15 protein-coding genes are annotated in these 19031 nt (G+C 34.5%); 12 read left to right on the top strand and 3 right to left on the bottom strand.

Features of this window, described 5'->3' with window-relative positions; genetic code table 11:
• The first annotated feature begins 66 nt into the window (after positions 1-66).
• The 7 genes from F596_RS0104645 (at position 67) to tyrS (ending at position 8219) form a co-directional block, all read left to right on the top strand.
• The gene (locus F596_RS0104645; protein WP_024992634.1) at positions 67-2883 is read left to right on the top strand and encodes a M16 family metallopeptidase; all 2817 of its coding nucleotides are present in this window, start codon (positions 67-69) and stop codon (positions 2881-2883) included.
• A gap of 200 nt (positions 2884-3083) precedes the next feature.
• Positions 3084-4376 carry a methionine adenosyltransferase gene (gene metK, locus F596_RS0104650; protein ID WP_019036037.1) on the top strand — a complete coding sequence of 431 codons (1293 nt, stop codon included), beginning with the start codon at positions 3084-3086 and terminating at the stop codon, positions 4374-4376.
• 9 nt (positions 4377-4385) lie between these two features.
• Positions 4386-5318 carry a DUF4271 domain-containing protein gene (locus F596_RS0104655; RefSeq protein WP_019036038.1) on the top strand — a complete coding sequence of 311 codons (933 nt, stop codon included), beginning with the start codon at positions 4386-4388 and terminating at the stop codon, positions 5316-5318.
• Between the two features lie 6 nt (positions 5319-5324).
• On the top strand, positions 5325-6080 hold the full coding sequence (locus F596_RS0104660; RefSeq protein WP_019036039.1) for a uroporphyrinogen-III synthase: 756 nt from the start codon (positions 5325-5327) through the stop codon (positions 6078-6080).
• Positions 6080-6577 carry a ribonuclease P protein component gene (gene rnpA / locus F596_RS0104665; RefSeq protein WP_019036040.1) on the top strand — a complete coding sequence of 166 codons (498 nt, stop codon included), beginning with the start codon at positions 6080-6082 and terminating at the stop codon, positions 6575-6577. The genes F596_RS0104660 and rnpA overlap by 1 nt, the downstream gene beginning before the upstream one ends.
• Complete coding sequence (gene yidD / locus F596_RS0104670; protein ID WP_019036041.1) at positions 6574-6849, top strand: membrane protein insertion efficiency factor YidD; 276 nt, start codon at positions 6574-6576, stop codon at positions 6847-6849. Before rnpA ends, yidD begins: the two co-directional genes overlap by 4 nt.
• A 71-nt stretch (positions 6850-6920) precedes the next feature.
• On the top strand, positions 6921-8219 hold the full coding sequence (gene tyrS, locus F596_RS0104675) for a tyrosine--tRNA ligase (protein ID WP_008447361.1): 1299 nt from the start codon (positions 6921-6923) through the stop codon (positions 8217-8219).
• 279 nt (positions 8220-8498) lie between these two features.
• On the opposite strand, the gene ybeY is transcribed toward tyrS, so the two are convergent.
• The 3 genes from ybeY to F596_RS0104690 all read right to left on the bottom strand — a co-directional run bounded on the left by ybeY (position 8499) and on the right by F596_RS0104690 (position 10802).
• On the bottom strand, positions 8499-8933 hold the full coding sequence (ybeY, locus tag F596_RS0104680; RefSeq protein ID WP_008447328.1) for an rRNA maturation RNase YbeY: 435 nt from the start codon (positions 8931-8933) through the stop codon (positions 8499-8501).
• Positions 8934-8991: 58 nt separating this feature from the next.
• On the bottom strand, positions 8992-9444 hold the full coding sequence (gene coaD / locus F596_RS0104685) for a pantetheine-phosphate adenylyltransferase (protein WP_008447386.1): 453 nt from the start codon (positions 9442-9444) through the stop codon (positions 8992-8994).
• Between the two features lie 128 nt (positions 9445-9572).
• Entirely contained in the window at positions 9573-10802 is a 1230-nt protein-coding gene (locus tag F596_RS0104690) for a M16 family metallopeptidase (RefSeq protein ID WP_019036043.1), read from the bottom strand.
• 142 nt (positions 10803-10944) lie between these two features.
• Between F596_RS0104690 and F596_RS0104695 the strand changes: the two genes are divergently transcribed.
• From F596_RS0104695 to F596_RS0104715, 5 genes are all read left to right on the top strand, one after another.
• Entirely contained in the window at positions 10945-11877 is a 933-nt protein-coding gene (locus F596_RS0104695; protein WP_019036044.1) for a carbohydrate kinase family protein, read from the top strand.
• 41 nt (positions 11878-11918) lie between these two features.
• Positions 11919-13109, top strand: a complete 1191-nt coding sequence (locus tag F596_RS0104700) for an FprA family A-type flavoprotein (RefSeq protein ID WP_019036045.1) — start codon at positions 11919-11921, stop codon at positions 13107-13109.
• A 359-nt stretch (positions 13110-13468) separates the two neighbouring features.
• Positions 13469-15604 carry a glycoside hydrolase family 97 protein gene (locus F596_RS0104705; RefSeq protein ID WP_019036046.1) on the top strand — a complete coding sequence of 712 codons (2136 nt, stop codon included), beginning with the start codon at positions 13469-13471 and terminating at the stop codon, positions 15602-15604.
• A gap of 278 nt (positions 15605-15882) precedes the next feature.
• Complete coding sequence (gene nagB / locus F596_RS0104710) at positions 15883-16674, top strand: glucosamine-6-phosphate deaminase (protein WP_008447391.1); 792 nt, start codon at positions 15883-15885, stop codon at positions 16672-16674.
• Positions 16675-16724: 50 nt separating this feature from the next.
• Positions 16725-18716, top strand: coding sequence for a glucosamine-6-phosphate deaminase (locus F596_RS0104715; RefSeq protein ID WP_008447403.1), 1992 nt, complete (start codon positions 16725-16727; stop codon positions 18714-18716).
• Positions 18717-19031: the final 315 nt, after the last annotated feature.

Here is a 19031-nt window from a genome sequence, read left to right on the forward strand (position 1 = left end):
TGTGTATATTTGTAACACATTATGTAGTTTATTTTAATGCTAAATCATAATTCAAACTTAATAAAAATGAAATTAAAACAATTGCTTTTATTGTCTTTTTGTTTTATAACAGGGATTATATCCGCTCAGCAAATGGGTACTATTCCTGCAAATAAGAACGTAAGACAGGGTAAATTAAGTAATGGTCTTACTTATTATATTTTACATAATGAGTGGCCAGAACATGTTGCTAACTTTTACATTGCGCAGCGGGTAGGGTCTATTCAAGAAAATGACAAACAACGCGGTTTAGCTCATTTCTTAGAACATATGGCTTTTAATGGTTCAGAACACTTCCCTGACTCTACATTATTAGAGTTTACTCGCAGCCTTGGTGTTGAGTTTGGTTCCGACCTAAATGCTTACACAAGCATTGATCAAACAGTGTATCGCGTATGCAATGTGCCAACAAAACGCCAAACAGCACTCGACTCTTGCTTATTGATTCTAAAAGATTGGTCTAATGGTCTAACACTTGCCGATAAAGAAATAGACAAAGAACGTGGTGTTATTCATCAGGAATGGCAGCTTGGCTCAAACCCTGTTATGCGTATATACGAACGTGTTCTGCCTAAGATGTATCCCGGCTCTAAGTATGGTTACCGCTTGCCTATAGGCCTAATGAGCATAGTAGACAAATTTCCTTATAAAGATTTACGCGAATATTATAAGAAATGGTATCGTACAGACAACCAATGTATAATAGTAGTAGGCGATGTTGATGTAGATCATATTGAAGCACAAATAAAGAAGCTATGGGCCAATGTTACACTTCCTACAAATGTTGCCAAAGTAATAGATGAAAAGGTACCTGATAACAAGAATGCTATCTATGTTGTTGATAAGGATAAAGAGCTGCAATACACCCTTATTGGCATTGCTATGAAGCATGACGTCTTCCCTGATGCACAAAAAAATGACCAAAGTTATTATATCGATATATATGCTAAAGATATTATAACAAACATGCTAAACCAACGTTTAAGCGATTTGTCTCAAAAAGAAAACTGTCCTTTTACTAGTGCTGGTGCAGATGTAAGTAATTATATTTTATCAAAAACAAAGGATGCTTTCCAACTTAGTGCACGAGCTAAAGAAGGAAAAAGCTTAGAAGCATTAGCTGCAATATATCGTGAAGCCCTACGTGTACGTCAATTCGGCTTTACTGCTACAGAGTATGAACGTGCAAAAGCTGATTTTTTGTCAGCAATAGAATCGGATTATTTAAATAGAACTAAGAAGAGTAACAATTCTTACGGTAACGAATTACGTGACCACTATTTATCTAATGAGCCTATTCCAAGCCCAGAAGATTATTATCGTATAATGAAATCTTTAGTAGGACTCACGGCTTTAAACGTTAATGTAATAAACGCTTACGCTAAAGAGCTTATCTCTGACAAAGATAGCAATATGGTTAGCTACCTATTTGAACGTGAATTAGCTGGTAAAAAGTATATTACAGAAGCACAGATGGCACAAACTATTAAAAATGTACGTGCTGAAAAATTATCTGCTTGGGTAGATAATGTCAAGCAAGAACCATTACTTGATGAAACTAAATTACCTAAAGCAGGCAAAATTATTAAAGAAAAAGAAAACAAACTATTAGGTTACAAAGAGCTAACTTTAAGTAATGGTGCTAAGGTTATTTTAAAAAAGACCAACTATAAAGATAACGAAATACTCTTTGAAGCTTATTCTAACGGTGGTAAAAGTCTTTATGGAGCTAAAGATTATGCTAACTTACAGCTTTTTGAGCCTTATATGTCTACCGTGGGTGTGGGCAATTTTAGTAATCAGGAAATGCCAAAAGTATTGGCTGGCAAGCAAGTTTCTATAGAATTAGGCTTAGGGTTACAAACTCAAAGAATGAGCGGTTTTTCCGTTCCTAAGGATTTAGAAACAATGATGCAATTAGCTTACTTACATTTTACAGACTTACGTAAAGACGAATCTTCATTCTCTGCTGCTAAAGGTCAGCTTGAACAAGCTTTGAAAAACAAAGATTTAATGCCCGAAAGTGTCTTTTCTGACTCTTTATCTGTAACATTATACAATCATAATCTTCGCTTTGCCCCATTAACAGCAGCTACTTTGAAAAAAGCAAGTATGGACAGAGTTTTAGAAATATGGAAAGAGCGATTTGCTAACCCAGCACAGTTTACTTATATGTTTGTAGGCAACTTTGATGAAGCTGCACTTCGCCCACTTATAGAAAAATATATTGCTTGTTTCCCAGCTGCCAAGAAAGAAAATTATATTTATTTTGATCGTATTCCTAACGGCAAACGCATTAATAAGTTTACCCGTAAGTCTGAAACACCAAAGGCTATAGCTTTTGATATTTGGAGAAAAGAGTTAGCTAACACGTTAGATAATGATGTAATGACAGATGTAGCAGGTCAAATCCTCACAATGGACTATCTTAAGAGTATTAGAGAAGATGCAGGAGCTGCTTACTCTGTAGGTGCTAATGGGGATTTGGTAAGAGAAGGCAAGAAATTCTTTGCCCAGATTCAGGCTTACTGCCCAATGGATCCAGCTAAATCTACACTTGCAGTAAAACTACTTGATGAATGTTTCAAAAAGAATACTATAAAGGTAGATGATGACAAGCTACAAAAAATAAAGGATAGCATGCTAAAGAATGCTGATATCAATGCCAAGAATAATGGTTATTGGAAAAATATCTTAGAAGTCTTTGATGTTTACGGTGTAGACCTTTATACTAATTATAAGAATACTGTAAAAGGGTTAACATCGTCTAAGATGGCTAAATTTATTAAAGATCTTTACTCTGCCGACACTCATGTAGAAGTAGTTATGACTCCAGGCAAGTAAGATAAACATATTTTTCTTTCTTTGTTCACAACAAAGAAAGAACACATAAAAAGAGTTATCATTGTAGATAACTCTTTTTGTGCTTTTATAATATCCACCTAATCTTTTAAACAAAATTAAATATTCACTATTTTTTTACTTTATACTATTCGTTTTCTGTAACTTTGCATCTTAATATTTGAACTTTAGTAAAAGTAATTATGGCATATTTATTTTCATCAGAATCAGTTTCAGAAGGTCACCCAGATAAAGTTGCAGATCAAATAAGCGATGCTTTGTTAGATCAATTTTTAGCTTATGATAATAATGCACATTGTGCTATTGAGACATTTAACACAACAGGGCAGGTTATTATTATGGGAGAAGTACGCTCTAAAGAGTATGTTGATTTACAAACTGTAGCTCGTAAAACAATTAATAATATAGGCTATACTAAGGCTGAATATCAGTTTGATGGTAATAGTTGTGGTGTTTTATCAGCCATTCACGAGCAGAGTGACGACATTAATCGTGGTGTAGAAAATGGTGATGATGAAAATCAAGGAGCAGGCGATCAAGGCATGATGTTTGGTTACGCTTGTAACGAAACAGATAATTATATTCCTGTAACTTTAGACCTTGCTCATCTTCTTATGACTACTTTAGCAGCTATTCGTAAAGAAGGTAAGCTCATGACCTATCTTCGCCCCGACTCAAAGAGTCAGGTTACTGTTGAATATAGCGATGATAATATCCCACAGCGTATAGATACCATAGTGGTATCTACACAGCATGACGATTTCATTAAGCCTTCAGATAGCTCAAAAGAAGCTCAGTCTAAGGCAGATGAGGCTATGCTTGCAAAGATTCGTAAAGATGTTATTGAAATATTAATACCACGTGTTAAGGCTCAGATTACATCTACTAAGGTATTATCTCTTTTTAATGATAATATAAAGTACTTAGTAAATCCTACTGGTAAGTTTGTTATTGGTGGTCCTCATGGCGATACAGGTCTTACAGGTCGTAAAATAATAGTAGATACATATGGTGGTAAAGGTGCTCATGGTGGTGGTGCTTTTTCTGGCAAAGACCCCTCTAAGGTAGATCGCTCTGCTGCATATGCTTCACGTTATATTGCAAAAAACATGGTAGCAGCAGGTGTCAGCGATGAAATATTGGTACAACTATCTTACGCTATAGGTGTAGCAGAGCCTGTTAGTGTATATGTAAACACCTATGGACGTTCTAATGTACAATTATCAGATGGTGAGATTGCTGAAAAGATAAAGTCTATGTTTGATCTTCGTCCTAAGTCTATTGAGCGTACATTAAAGCTTCGCCAGCCTATGTATCTTGAGACAGCAGCTTACGGACATATGGGAAGAAAGAACCAAATAGTGAAAAAACATTTTGAAAGCCATTACCATGACAAAAAAGAAATGGAAGTAGAGCTTTTTACATGGGAGAAACTTGATAAAGTAGATGATATTAAAAAGATTTTCGGATTGTAACTAACTTTAATGGTAAATACCGATTCTCTTACCCTTCCTTCTACACTCTTGCTATCAAGAGTAGGTAGTACGAAAAAGGTAATGATGGATAAAAATTCTAAGAGCCAATCGCCTACCGATACTTTGGGAATAAGAGGTTTAAAGACGCCAAAGCCATTTAAACTTTCTAATTTGCATTTCGAAGAAGAAGGATATTTTAAGGGTAACAAATATTTTAAGCTCGAAAAGAACAGCGTTTGGTATGGTCCTGAGCTTGGCGACCCTGTACCATATACGCTAAGTACTGACAATACACTATCTGGTGTATTGTTGGTTTGTTTTATTTTGGCTATGTTCAGTTTTTCTGTTTCAAGAAGTTTTATAATCAGTCAGATACAAACTTTTTTTGGAGCATCACGTAGTATGCAAGTAAAAGCAGAAAGCATATCTGAAGGAAGGATAATGCCACTACTATTATTACAAACATCTTTACTCCTTGGTGTTATCTTTTTTATTATCTGGGGGCATATATCTGGGGCTGTATGTAATAATGATGCACAACTTGTCAAGATAGCTATATTCTTTGCCGAGTTTGTAGGTTATTTCATTATTAAACGTTTTTTTTACTCTGTAGTAAACTGGACTTTCTTTGAAAATGAGCAGAGCCGTAATTGGACAAAGGCACGTCTCTTTTTAAACACTATAGAGGGGATATTACTTTTCCCCTTGGTTTTGTTATTGGTATATTTCAATTTATCTTTTCATATAGCCATTATTTATAGTGCTTTCGTTGTCTTTTTTGTTAAAATCCTACAGCTTTATAAAAGCTATATTATCTTTTTCAGCAGAAGAACTATCAGTTTGCAAATAATTTTGTACTTTTGCACTTTAGAAATAATACCATTAATACTTTTATGGGGAGTTTTAACTCTAACAGGTAACTATTTGAATATAAACTTTTAGAATGCGATGATAAAGAAAATATTGGTTTCACAACCTAAACCAACAAGCGATAAATCGCCCTATTATGATATATCTTCCGACTTAGGTGTGGAATTAGTTTTTAGACCCTTCTTTAAGGTTGAGGGGATTTCTTCTAAAGAATTTCGTCAGCAAAAGATCAATTTGTTAGATTATACTGCAGTAGTTTTCACCTCTCGTCATGCAGTGGATAATTACTTTAAGTTGGCAAAAGAGTTGCGTATCACTATACCAGAAGATATGAAATACTTTTGTGTTATTGAGACCATAGCTCTCTATATCCAAAAATATGTGCAATATAGGAAGCGTAAAGTGTTCTTTGGCAATACTGGAAAAATAGATAGCTTGATACCTTTAATGCAAAAGCATAAGAATGAAAAGTTTTTAGTTCCACAAAGTTCTGTTCATAATAGTGCTATTTCTTCTTTGCTTGATGCTCATAAGTTAAAGCATACAGAGTGTATAATGTATCGCACTGTTACTAATAACATGTCAGAAGAAGAGGTCAAAAATTTTGATTATGACATGGTTGTTCTATTCTCTACGACGGGTGTAAAAGCCTTAAAAGAAAATGTTCCTGGTTTAGAACAAGGCGATGTTAAGGTAGCTGCTTTCGGTTCGGCTACAGCTAAAGCAGTAGGAGACTTAGGTTATCGTTTAGACCTTGAAGCACCTACAGCGCAATACCCTTCTATGACCGGTGCTTTAAAGGCGTATTTAGAGGCAAATAATAGGGTAAAATAATGTCTATTTTATACACAGATGCATGTTCAAAACTTATATCTTCGGAACGTAAGCCATCTATGTTTAAGTTCCGTAAAGCTGAACGCCTGTGTAGTAAAAAACAAATAGAACTGCTCTTTGAGGGTGGTGCCAGCAAATCAATGACGGCATTTCCCTTAAGAGCAGTTTTTCGTTTTATACCTAACGAAGCTGTTCAAAACAATAAAAAAGCAGAGCTTATCAATAACAACGTTAATACCGTCGATGCTCAGGTACAGCTGCTTATTAGTGTTCCTAAAAAGTTTTTTAAAAGAGCTGTAAAGAGAAATCGCATAAAACGACAAATACGTGAAGCTTTTAGAAAGAACCGTTCGTTACTTAACACGGTGCTTACCTCTTATAAGGATAAACAGCTACTTATAGCCATGATATGGCTTGATGATAAGCTATATAGCTCTATTCAGATAGAACAACGTGTGTGCCACTTAATGAAACGTATAGGAGAGGTAGAGATATGAAATCATTAAATGATATAAAAGGCAATTGGATAAAAAAGATTATACACCTTTGTTCGTATAGTCTTTCCATATTATTATGTATACCTATTGTGTTTTATCAACATTTTATCTCACCATTTACACCACCTTCATGCCGTTTTACACCGTCCTGTTCTGTCTATGCTAAACAAGCTATCATGAAACATGGCCCTATAAAGGGGCTTGCATTAGCTATTTGGCGCATCTTACGATGTAACCCATGGGGAGGAAGTGGTTATGATCCAGTACCATAACCTAATATTATAATATCCAGACTAATAATAATAAATAAAAATTTTGCATATAACCCTAAAACAATAAAGCAATGAAGAACTTTGTAGAAGAACTACGTTGGCGTGGAATGTTGGCACAGATGATGCCAGGTACGGAAGAGTTTTTAATGAAAGAAATGGTATCAGCCTATTTAGGTACTGACCCAACTGCCGACTCACTGCATATCGGACATCTGTGCGGCATAATGATGTTACGCCATTTGCAGCGTTGTGGCCATAAGCCTTACCTACTTGTTGGTGGTGCTACGGGTATGATTGGCGACCCTTCCGGTAAGAGTCAGGAACGCAATTTACTTGATGCTGATACCTTATACCATAATCAGGAAGCTATAAAAAAACAGGTTAGCAAGTTTTTAGATTTCGATAGTACTGAGCCTAATAAAGCTGAAATGGTTAATAATTATGATTGGATGAAAGACTTTACCTTTCTCGATTTTGCTCGTACCGTAGGTAAACATATTACTGTAAACTATATGATGGCCAAAGATAGCGTTAAGCGTAGATTAAACGGTGAGGCTTCAGATGGGCTTTCTTTCACAGAATTTACATACCAACTTCTACAAGGTTACGACTTTCTTTATCAGTATCAGCATTATGGCATAAAGTTGCAACTGGGTGGTAACGATCAATGGGGTAACATGACTACTGGTTCTGAACTTATCCGACGTACCCTCGGAAGTGAGGCTGAGGCTTATTGTCTCACTTGTCCACTTATAACAAAGGCTGATGGGAAAAAGTTTGGAAAAACCGAAAGCGGCAATATATGGTTAGATCGTAACCGCACTACCCCTTATGCCTTTTATCAATTCTGGCTCAATGTCTCTGATGATGATGCTGCAAAATATATCAAAATATTTACTTCGCTCGATCAAACTACTATAGAAGCACTGATAGAAGAGCATAGTGCTGACCCCGGTCGACGTATTCTTCAGCATCGTTTAGCAGAGGAAGTTACTCGTATGGTTCACTCACAAGAGGATCTTGATATGGCTATTGCTGCATCAAATATCCTCTTTGGCAAAAGTACTAAAGAGAATTTGTTACAGCTTGACGAACAAACCTTTACTGATGTTTTTAAAGATGTACCTCATTATGAGATAAGCAAAGATGTTTTAGGACAGCCTGCCGTTGAGGTTATGAATCAGGAAGGCATGAATATTTTCCCATCAAAAAGCGAGATGCGCAAACTTGTAAAAGGAGGAGGAGTAGCTCTCAACAAAGAAAAACTTACTGCTTTCGATCAAGTAATTACAGCTAATGACCTCATAGATGGTAAATATCTTTTAGTGCAAAAGGGTAAGAAAAATTACTCTTTAATTATTGTAAAGTAATAAAATAATATTCACATAATATGCAAACAGGGTATGAAAAATAACTTTTCATACCCTGTTTGCATATTGTTATTACCTACATTAAATGCTTAAAGATTAACTCCTTAAATATAACACTATACTGTTTAAAAAGAAATACATTACACCTTTGAAAGAAATTTAATCTATTTTTGTGTCATTTTTAACTTATTTTTCTATCAAAAATAATCTATTTTTCATAGCTACAGTTATTCCCTTATATACAAAAAATTTATTTTTTTACTTTTAAAAGATTATATTTTACTTTTCTTCTGCTTCCATCTTACGCAGTAATATTAAGGCTTTATTTTCATTATCTTCCATTATTTCACGTTCTCCTGGCCCTTTATCATTTATACCACACAGATGTAAAATACCATGAATAATAACACGTTCCAATTCGTTTTGGTATGTCTTTTTAAATAGTTCTGCGTTAGTGCGTACAGTGTCTATAGATATAACAAGATCTCCACTTATTGTGTTTGCCTCATCATAATCAAAGGTAATAATATCAGTGTAGTAATCGTGCTTAAGATATTCATTGTTTATCTGTAGTATCTTTTCATCATTTACAAACATATAGCCTATATCTCCCGTTTCATAACCATGACTTTTTGCCACTGCTTTTATCCACTTAGATATTAGTCTTTTCCTTATTTTAGGCATCTTAACGCCTTCAGCACTATATGTTATCATATTTTTTTTTATTTTGTTTTTTATAATTTCTTATAAATATAATTATATCTTATCGTCCTTATAATATATATCCATCTGGTATATAAGGCTTAACGTCTTGACCAAAGTGTATTAATTCCCTAACTATACTTGAGCTAATGCTAGATAACGATGGCTCTGTAAAAAGTAATATCGTTTCTATTCCACCTATCTGCTTGTTTATATCAGCTTGTTCTCGCTCATATTCAAAGTCTTTTACACTTCGTATTCCTTTTATTAAATATTGAGCTTGTTCCTTCTGTGCAAAACTTACCGTAAGACCAGCATAGGCTTTTACTTCTATTTTGGGCTCGTTAGCATACAAAATAGCTATTTTTTTCACCTTTTCCTCAGATGTCAGCATTGATTTCTTATGTTCGTTTATCCCCACTGCTATCACTATTTTATCAAACAAGGGTAAAGCACGTTGTACTATAGACGCATGTCCTATTGTAAAAGGATCAAAACTACCTGCAAAAATACCTATCTTCATACACTTTTGATGTTTTTGCAAATATACATTAAAATGAGCAGATAACCAAAGAAGCATTATTTAAAAGAATAATAAGCTATAATTAAAAGCCGACGCAGATACATATTTTTACAAACAAAACAATTAGCTTATTTATATATCAAAGTTATTAGATTATCTTTGTTAAATAAGTCTTTAGCCACAGTCTGAATATCACTAACTGTAATATTATCAATATATTTATATAGCTTTTGAGTATCCTTTAACATACCATAATGTAAAAATAACTTTCCAAAATCTAACGCATAAGCCTCTCTGTTATCAGCAGCAATACCTATCTGTCCCTTTATTTGCCTTTTTGCCTTATACAGCTCTTTATCGGTAAGCGGTGCTTCCATTATTTTGTTTAGCTCTTCCCTAATAAGATTTAAACAAGTATCTACATCATGGGAATCGCAACCAAAGTATATACTCCATATTCCAGCACTCTCATAAGTAGCCATTGTGCTCTCAACGGTATATACTAATCCGTTTTTCTCTCGCAAACTAAGATTAAGACGTGCCGACATACCAGGACCTCCTATAATATTATTAAGCAGATAGAGTGGCATATAACGTTTATCATGTATGCTATAAGCATGTGTACCTATCATGACATGTGTCTGATGTGTATCTTTATTTATTATAATAGGTGATGTTATGCCTTGTGCGTAATGTGGTATAAGCATTGGTGGCTTTACTTTTTTACGCGGTTTTATATTAGGAGTATACTTGCTTAATAATGTAACAAGCTGCTTAAATGAGATGTTTCCATAAGCATAAAATATAGCATTATCTGGGCGATAATATTTCTTTGTAAAGCGTAAAGCGTCTGCTGTAGTAAAACTTCTTACTGTTTTAGCTTCACCAAGTATGGCATGACCTAAAGAATGATGCCGAAAGATAATATTTTCAAACTCATCGAAGATAAGTTCTGAGGGAGAATCATTATACAATTCTATCTCATCACAAATAACCTCTACCTCCTTATTTATTTCGTTTTGAGGATAAGTACTATTAAAAACAATGTCGCTCAACAGATCAATAGCCATTTCTACATATTCATTTAGAATAGCAGAATAATATACCGTTTCGCTTTTTGTGGTATAAGCATTAAGATCAGCTCCTACATCTTCCAAATAATTAATTATATCGAGTGAGTCTCTGTGCTTTGTACCCTTAAACGTAACGTGTTCACAAAAGTGAGCAAGCCCCTCTTCGCCTATAACTTCATCTGAAGTTCCTGCATTAATTTCATAACCACAATATACCACATTAGCTTCTGAAGGTAAGTGGATAATGCGCAGTCCGTTATCAAGTGTTGCTATATTATACTTCATAAGATATATGCAAAATTAGGAAAAAAGAATTAAAAGGCTTTGCATTTCCCCTAAATAGCAGTAAATTTGCATAATAATAATGTATTTAGAGTGTGCTTTGTGTTGAGTACGTTGTTAATAAAACATCAAAAATTAAATAGTAATGCGTAAAATAATTGGCATTGGCGAAACTGTTTTAGATATTATTTTTAAGGACAGTAAGCCCATAGAAGCTGTACCTGGAGGTTCCACTTTTAATGCTATCACCTCTTTAGGTAGGTGTGGTGTAAGTGTGTTTTTTATATCCGAGGCAGGTGATGACAGAGTGGGGCGTTACATTTTAAGCTTCCTTAAAGATAATGGAGTGGACACAGGGAATGTAAATATGTCTAATGGGTTTAAATCGTCTTTATCACTTGCTTTTCTCAACGAGCATAATGATGCTGAATATATCTTCTATAAAGATGAGGCATATAATCAGCTCGATTTCAAACTTCCTGACATTCAAGCTGACGATATTATCCTTTTTGGGTCATATTACGCCGTTAACCCTATGCTTAGAGCTCAAATAGTAAGTTTGCTTGATTATGCACGCAGAAAAAAAGCTATTATCTATTATGATGTAAATTTTCGTCCATCACATCGTGATGAAGTAATAAAAATAACACCAAACCTGCTCGAAAATTTCGATTACGCAGATATTGTAAGAGGTAGTAAAGAAGACTTTGAAACATTATACAAGCTAACTGATGGCGAAAAAGTATTCAACTCTTATATCTCCTTTTATTGTAAACGTTTTATTTATACACAAGGAGCTAACCCTATAGAGGTGCGCGGTGATCATAATTTTGCAAAGTCATACCCCGTAATAAGTAGCAATATTGTAAGTACCGTTGGTGCTGGAGACAACTTTAATGCTGGTTTTATCTATGGCTTACTTAAATATCACATTACAAAAGACATTTTAGATAAAGGCTTAACAGAAGAACAATGGGACGCATTAGTAGCTTGCGGACAACGTTTTTCTGAAGAAGCATGTAAAGGGATATTCAATTATGTGAGCAAAGACTTTGGCAAAAAGATGCAAATAAAATAAAATTTAATACAGAAATATAAGAATAAAATTTAATATAATATATGAAAGAAATCGCTAACAAAGTGTATTATGTAGGTGTAAACGACCGCCATAAAACTCATTTTGAGGGACTTTGGCCACTTCCATACGGTGTAAGTTATAACTCATATTTAATAAAAGACAAAAATAAGATTTGCTTAATAGATACAGTAGAAGTAGACTTTTTTATGCAATTCTTAAATAATTTGCGAGAAGTTATTGGCGATTCTCCTATTGATTATGTAGTCATTAATCATATGGAACCTGACCATTCAAGCTCTTTAGCTTTACTTAAAAAGTATTATCCCGAAATAAAATTAGTGGGTAATAAGAAAACTTTTGAAATGGTAGCAGGATTTTATGGTATAAAAGAAGATACTCTTGAGGTGAAAAATGGCACATCTTTATCTCTTGGAGATTATACATTGAAATTTTATCTAACACCTATGGTACATTGGCCAGAGACAATGGTAACATGCTGTGAAGGACCTTCTAATTTCCTTTTCACGGGAGATGCTTTCGGTGCTTTTGGTGCTTTAAATGGTGCTATAGTAGATGATGACATGGATACAGAGATGTGGTGGGACGAAATGGTGAGATATTATTCTAACATTGTTGGAAAGTATGGACTACAAGTGCAGAACGCTTTAAAAAAGATAGCAGAGCTTTCCATTGAATATATATGCTCTACACATGGTCCTGTTTGGCATAAAGAGGCGAATAAAGTGATAGAAATATACGACCATTTATCTAAATATGAAACAAATAATGGTTTAGTTATTTGCTATGGATCTATGTATGGTAACACTGAACAAATGGCAGAACTTATAGCAGAAGGAGCTTCTAAAACCGGATTAAAAACCATCAAAATACATAATGTTTCTAAGATACATCATAGTTATATTATAAAAGATATATTTAAATATCGTGGACTTATTATGGGCGCACCTACATATAATGCTGGTATTTTCCATGATATGGAATCGCTTTTGAGCGAGATTGAAAATCGTGATATTAAGAATCATTACCTTGGTTACTTTGGTTCGTTTGCATGGGCACAGAAGAGTGTAAAAATACTTGATGCTTGGGCAGAAAAAAACAAATACTTTGAAGTAGTGGGAGAGCCTGTTACTATGAAACTTGGAATTAGCCCAGAAATAAGAGAAAAATGCTTAAACTTAGGCAAAGAAATGGCTAATAGATTATTAAACTAAAATATTAAAAAGAAAGGATTAAAAGCTTACGAACTGTAAACAACTATACTTTTAATTCTTTCTCTTTACATTTATATCTATATTAGTTTAATAACAAACTGGTGAATCATCTATAATATCTTTCTTTTTTTCCTAAAAATCAACTTTGAATAATAACATATAGCTTGCACTTATATATTCTTTTTTATATTAATACTTTACCTTATATTCATATATTGTGCAAACCTTTTCATTTTAAAGTTATTACTTTTCTTTTATAACATAGAGTAAAATATGTATCTTTTGTTTATCTTTGTAGTATCCTAAATAAAATAAGGTTGAAAGAATAATTACATCTAAATAAACAAATTAAGCGCATTATGAAAAAGATCAGTTTGATTTTATCAATCTTTCTTTTTGCTTTGCCATCTATAATGATGGGACAAACAGTAAAATCACCTAATGGAAAGGTCAGCGTTACCTTTTCTTTAGAACAAAATGGTGTCCCTACTTATGAGATGACATATAAAGGAAAGACAGTTATTAAGCCATCTCACTTAGGACTGGAGTTAGCTAAAGATAAGCATGCAAGTAAAGGATTAGAAGAAACAAACCTCATGGACGGTTTCACTAAAACTAACTATAAGGTGTCTACTTTCGATGAAACGTGGACACCAGTGTGGGGAGAAACAAAAACTATTCGTAACAATTATAATGAATTGGAAGTAGACTTGAGGCAAGAATCAAGTAACCGCAATATAACTATTCGTTTCCGAGTATACGATTGTGGTATGGGATTACGTTATGAATTTCCACAACAAAAAGACTTAAACTACTTTATAATAAAGGAAGAACATACTCAGTTTGCTATGACTGGCGACCATATTGCATTTTGGTTACCTGGCGATTACGACACACAAGAGTATGAAACACAAATATCAAAGCTATCTGAAATACGTGGAAAGATGAAGAAAGCTATAACAAGTAATGCTTCACAAACACCTTTTTCACCTACAGGAGTACAGACATCACTACAACTAAAAACAGCAGATGGATTATATATAAATATCCATGAAGCAGCTTTGATTGATTATCCAGCAATGCACTTAAACCTAAATGATAAAACCTTTGTTTTCGAATCGTGGTTAACCCCTGATGCTGTTGGCAATAAAGGCATGATACAAACGCCTTTTAACACACCTTGGCGTACAATAATGGTAAGTGATGATGCACGTGAAATGTTATCAAACAACCTGATACTTAATCTTAATGAGCCATGTAAAATAAAAGACACAAGCTGGATTCACCCTATAAAATACTGTGGAGTTTGGTGGGAAATGATTGCTGGAGGCAAGCCATGGGCATATACAGATGAGTTTGTTTCAGTAAAATTAGGACAGACAGACTTTACTACAGCTAAGCCAAATGGTCGTCATCCTGCTAATACAAATAACGTAAAGAAGTATATAGATTTTGCTGCTAAGAATGGTCTTCAGGAAGTTTTAGTAGAAGGTTGGAATATAGGTTGGGAAGACTGGGTAGGACATTGGAAACGCGATGTATTCGACTTTGTAACTCCTTACCCTGATTTTGATATTAAAGAACTAAATGATTATGCTCATTCTAAAGGTGTTAAGCTTATGATGCATCATGAAACTTCTGGTTCAACAATAAACTATGAGCGCCATATAGAAGCAGCTTATAACCTTATGAACAAATATGGTTATGATGCAGTAAAGAGTGGTTATGTTGGTGATATATTACCACAAGGAGAGTATCATTATAGCCAACCTATGGTGAATCATTATCTATATGCCGTTCAACAAGCCGCTAAGCATCACATTATGGTGAATGCTCATGAAGCAGTTCGCCCTACAGGCTTGTGTCGTACCTATCCTAACTTAGTAGGAAACGAGAGCGCTCGAGGTACCGAATTTGAGGCTTTTGGCGGTAGTGAGCCATATCATACTGTAATTTTGCCTTTTACTCGACTTCAAGGAGGTCCTATGGACTATACTCCAGGCATATTAGAAACTAAGCTATCTAAATGGTGTGACAATCCAAGTTATGTACATACCACTTTGGTAGGTCAATTAGCTTTATACTGCACTATGTACAGTCCGCTGCAAATGGCTGCCGATTTACCTGAAAATTATGAAAAGTATGCTGATGCATTTCAGTTTATTAAAGACGTAGCTGTTGACTGGGACGACTCTAAATACTTAGAGGCTGAGCCTGCACAATATATTACTGTTGCACGAAAGGCTAAAGGAACAAACAACTGGTTCATAGGTGGTAAATGTGATCAGAATGGACATAAGAGCACAATAAAACTCGATTTCTTAGATAAAGGTCGTAAGTATAAAGCTACAATATATACCGATGGCAAAAATGCTAGTTATGATAAGAACCCTTCTTCATATATTATTACTAAAAAAACATTGAAGCGTGGTGATACTCTTAATATTACCGAAGCTCCCGGAGGAGGCTTTGCTATAAGTTTGATAGCACTATAATATAAAGCGTAATATAAATATTAAACGCCTGAAAACATATTGTTTTTAGGCGTTTAATTCTTTTTATACCTCTTATAGTTCCTTTATAGCAAGATGATAAGATAATAATTTTATATATAGATTAAGAACTATTTATACATGTTTCTTTTGTGCTAATGAATAATTTACTTAATTTTGTAAAGAAAATAAGCACATAATTCTATTTAGAATATACATTGTTATAATGTATTTTCTAAGGAAGAAAAATTATAAATTACCTAAATTATTTCTTTATTAGTATGAGACTAATTATTGAGCAAGATGTTTCTAGCCTATCGCAATGGGCATCTGAGTATGTTATCAAACGTATTAATTCCGCTCAGACAACTGCGGAAAAACCTTTTAAACTGGGGCTCCCCACAGGTTCTTCACCATTAGGAATGTATAAAAATTTGGTTAAGGCTTATCAGGAAGGTCGTGTTTCTTTTGCCAATGTAATCACTTTTAACATGGACGAGTATGTAGGTTTACCTGAGGAACACCCCGAAAGTTATCATTCTTTCATGTTTTCTAACTTCTTTAATCATATAGACTGCCCAAGAGAGAATATTCATATTCTTAACGGTAATGCAGAGAATTTGGAAGACGAGTGTAACCGTTATGAAGAAATGATAGCTCAAGCAGGTGGTATAGATCTCTTTATTGGTGGTATAGGTCCTGATGGTCATATTGCTTTTAATGAGCCAGGTTCATCGTTAGTATCTCGTACTCGTGTTAAAACTCTAACACAAGACACTATCATTGCTAATGCTCGTTTCTTTGACAATGATATAACTAAAGTTCCAAAACATGCTTTAACAGTAGGTGTAGGTACTGTAATGGACGCTAAAGAGGTGCTCATTCTTGTTAATGGTCATAATAAGGCACGTGCTTTGCAAGCTGCAGTAGAAGGTGGTGTAACACAAATGTGGACAATCAGTGCTCTTCAGTTACATCAACATTCTGTTATTGTATGCGATGAAGCAGCTACTGACGAATTAAAGGTAAGCACTTACCGCTACTTTAAAGACATTGAATCAAAAAATTTATAATTTATAAAAAAACAAACACAAGATAAAAGCAATAAGAAAGGAAGTGATTTATGAGACTTAATCTAAGTGAGGAGATTGTTTTAAATAGTGTTTCTGAAGACTTCTATCGCCCTAAAACAGCCGTAGACCGTTCTGAAATTACACGCTTTGAGAAGATATATACCGACATTTATCCATCTATAGCTGAAGGTACACGCTTTTTAGCTAATAGTATTGCTACCCAGATTAAGAAAAAAGCATGCGAAGGCAAGTATTATGTGTTGGCAGCTGGTACAGGTTTATCTCTAACCCCAGTATATGAAGAGCTTATTCGTTTACATAAAGAAGAAGGCCTTAGCTTTAAGAATGTGGTAGTGTTTAATGCTTATGAGTATTTTCCTCTTAACGAAAAAAGTAACTATAAGAGTATTACTCAATTACGCAAAAAGTTTATAGACCACGTAGATATAGACCTACAAAATGTTTTTACACCTGATGGAACTATTCCTCAAGAACAAGTACAAGAGTCTTGTCGCTTGTATGAGCAACGCATAAAAACATTTGGTGGATTAGATGCAGCTCTTTTGGGTATAGGCCGTAGTGGTAATATTGCTTGTAATGAGCCAGGTTCAAGCTTAGCTTCTACCTCTCGCTTAATACTGCTTGATGCTTTATCACGTCAAGAAATGACTATGAGTTTCGGCTCTTTAGAATCAGTTCCCCCTTGTAGTATCACAATTGGAATAAAAACTATATTATCTGCAAAGAAAGTGTTTATTGCAGCATGGGGTGATGAGAAAGCAGGCATTATACAAGAGATGGTAGAAGGATCTGTTACCGATAGCATACCAGCTTCTTTCCTTCAAACCCACGAGGGTGCATGTGTTGTAACCGATTTAGCTGGTGCTGCTCGTTTAACCCGTATTGTTCATCCTTGGCTTGTAACATCTTGTAAGTGGACAGACAAGCTTACTCGTTCTGCCTTAGTTTGGCTTTGCGGTATTACCAAGAAACCTATTTTAAAACTCACTAATAAAGACTATAACGAAAATGGTCTAAGCGAGCTGTTAGCTCTTTATGGTTCAGCCTACAATGCTAATATTAAAATTTTTAATGATCTTCAGCATACTATCACAGGTTGGCCAGGAGGAAAGCCTAATGCAGACGACAGTAATCGTCCTGAACGTGCCAATCCTTATCCAAAACGTGTTATAGTATTCTCTCCACATCCTGATGATGATGTTATTTCTATGGGTGGAACACTTCGTCGTTTGGTACAACAGGGGCATGAGGTGCATGTGGCTTACGAAACATCTGGTAACATAGCAGTAGGTGATGAGGAAGTAACTCGCTTTATGCACTTTATAAACGGATTCAATCAGCTATTCAATAATGCTGGTGATGAGGTAATAAGAGGTAAGTATAAGGAGATAAAAGAGTTTTTAAAAAATAAGAATCCTAATGATATCGACTCGGTAGATGTCCGCACTATTAAGGGCTTAATTCGTCGTTGTGAGGCACGTATGGCGTCCAGTTATAATGGCATTCCGCTTAGTCGTGTTCATTTTTTAGACCTACCTTTCTATGAGTCTGGCAAGATAGAGAAGCTCCCCATGAAAGAAGCTGATGTTAAAATAGTACAGAAACTATTACAAGAAGTGCAGCCACATCAGATATATGTAGCTGGCGATTTAGCAGATCCTCACGGCACTCATAGAAAGTGTACTAATGCTGTTCTTGCTGCTTTAGACGAGGAGAAGAAAGCAAATGCTAAATGGTTAGACGACTGTCGTGTATGGATGTATCGTGGTGCATGGGCAGAATGGGAAATAGAAAACATTGAGATGTGTGTACCTATGAGTCCTGAAGAGCTCCGTGCTAAACGAAATTCTATCTTACGCCATCAAAGTCAAATGGAAAGCGCACCTTTCTTAGGCAATGATGAACGTTTGTTTTGGCAGCGTGCAGAAGACCGTAACCGTGGCACAGCTGAGCTTTATGACAAATTAGGCTTAGCTTGTTATGAAGCTATGGAGGCTTTTGTGCAATATCATTTACTATAATAATTATCCTTATGATACTTAAAACACTATCTTTTTCCGATAAAAACATAATCTGCTTTTCATAAAAAGGATAGTGTTCAGAATGAAAAATAAACTATTTTTGCGGTAATTTTAATTTATTTTTACTGCAAAAATAGTTTATTTTTATTTTTAATGATTAATCATTTATTATTAAAACAATTATCGTTTACTAAATAAAAAGTATCTACTTAATATGATAATCTTTATAAAAAAAAAGTTTTAACTATTTTTTTTATATGATAAATGCCATAGTATATAGTTTTATGGGTAAAATAATTTAGTTTTAATTTGTAA

Origin of the sequence: Prevotella amnii DSM 23384 = JCM 14753 (genome assembly GCF_000378745.1) — a bacterium.
GTDB classification, from domain to species: domain Bacteria; phylum Bacteroidota; class Bacteroidia; order Bacteroidales; family Bacteroidaceae; genus Prevotella; species Prevotella amnii.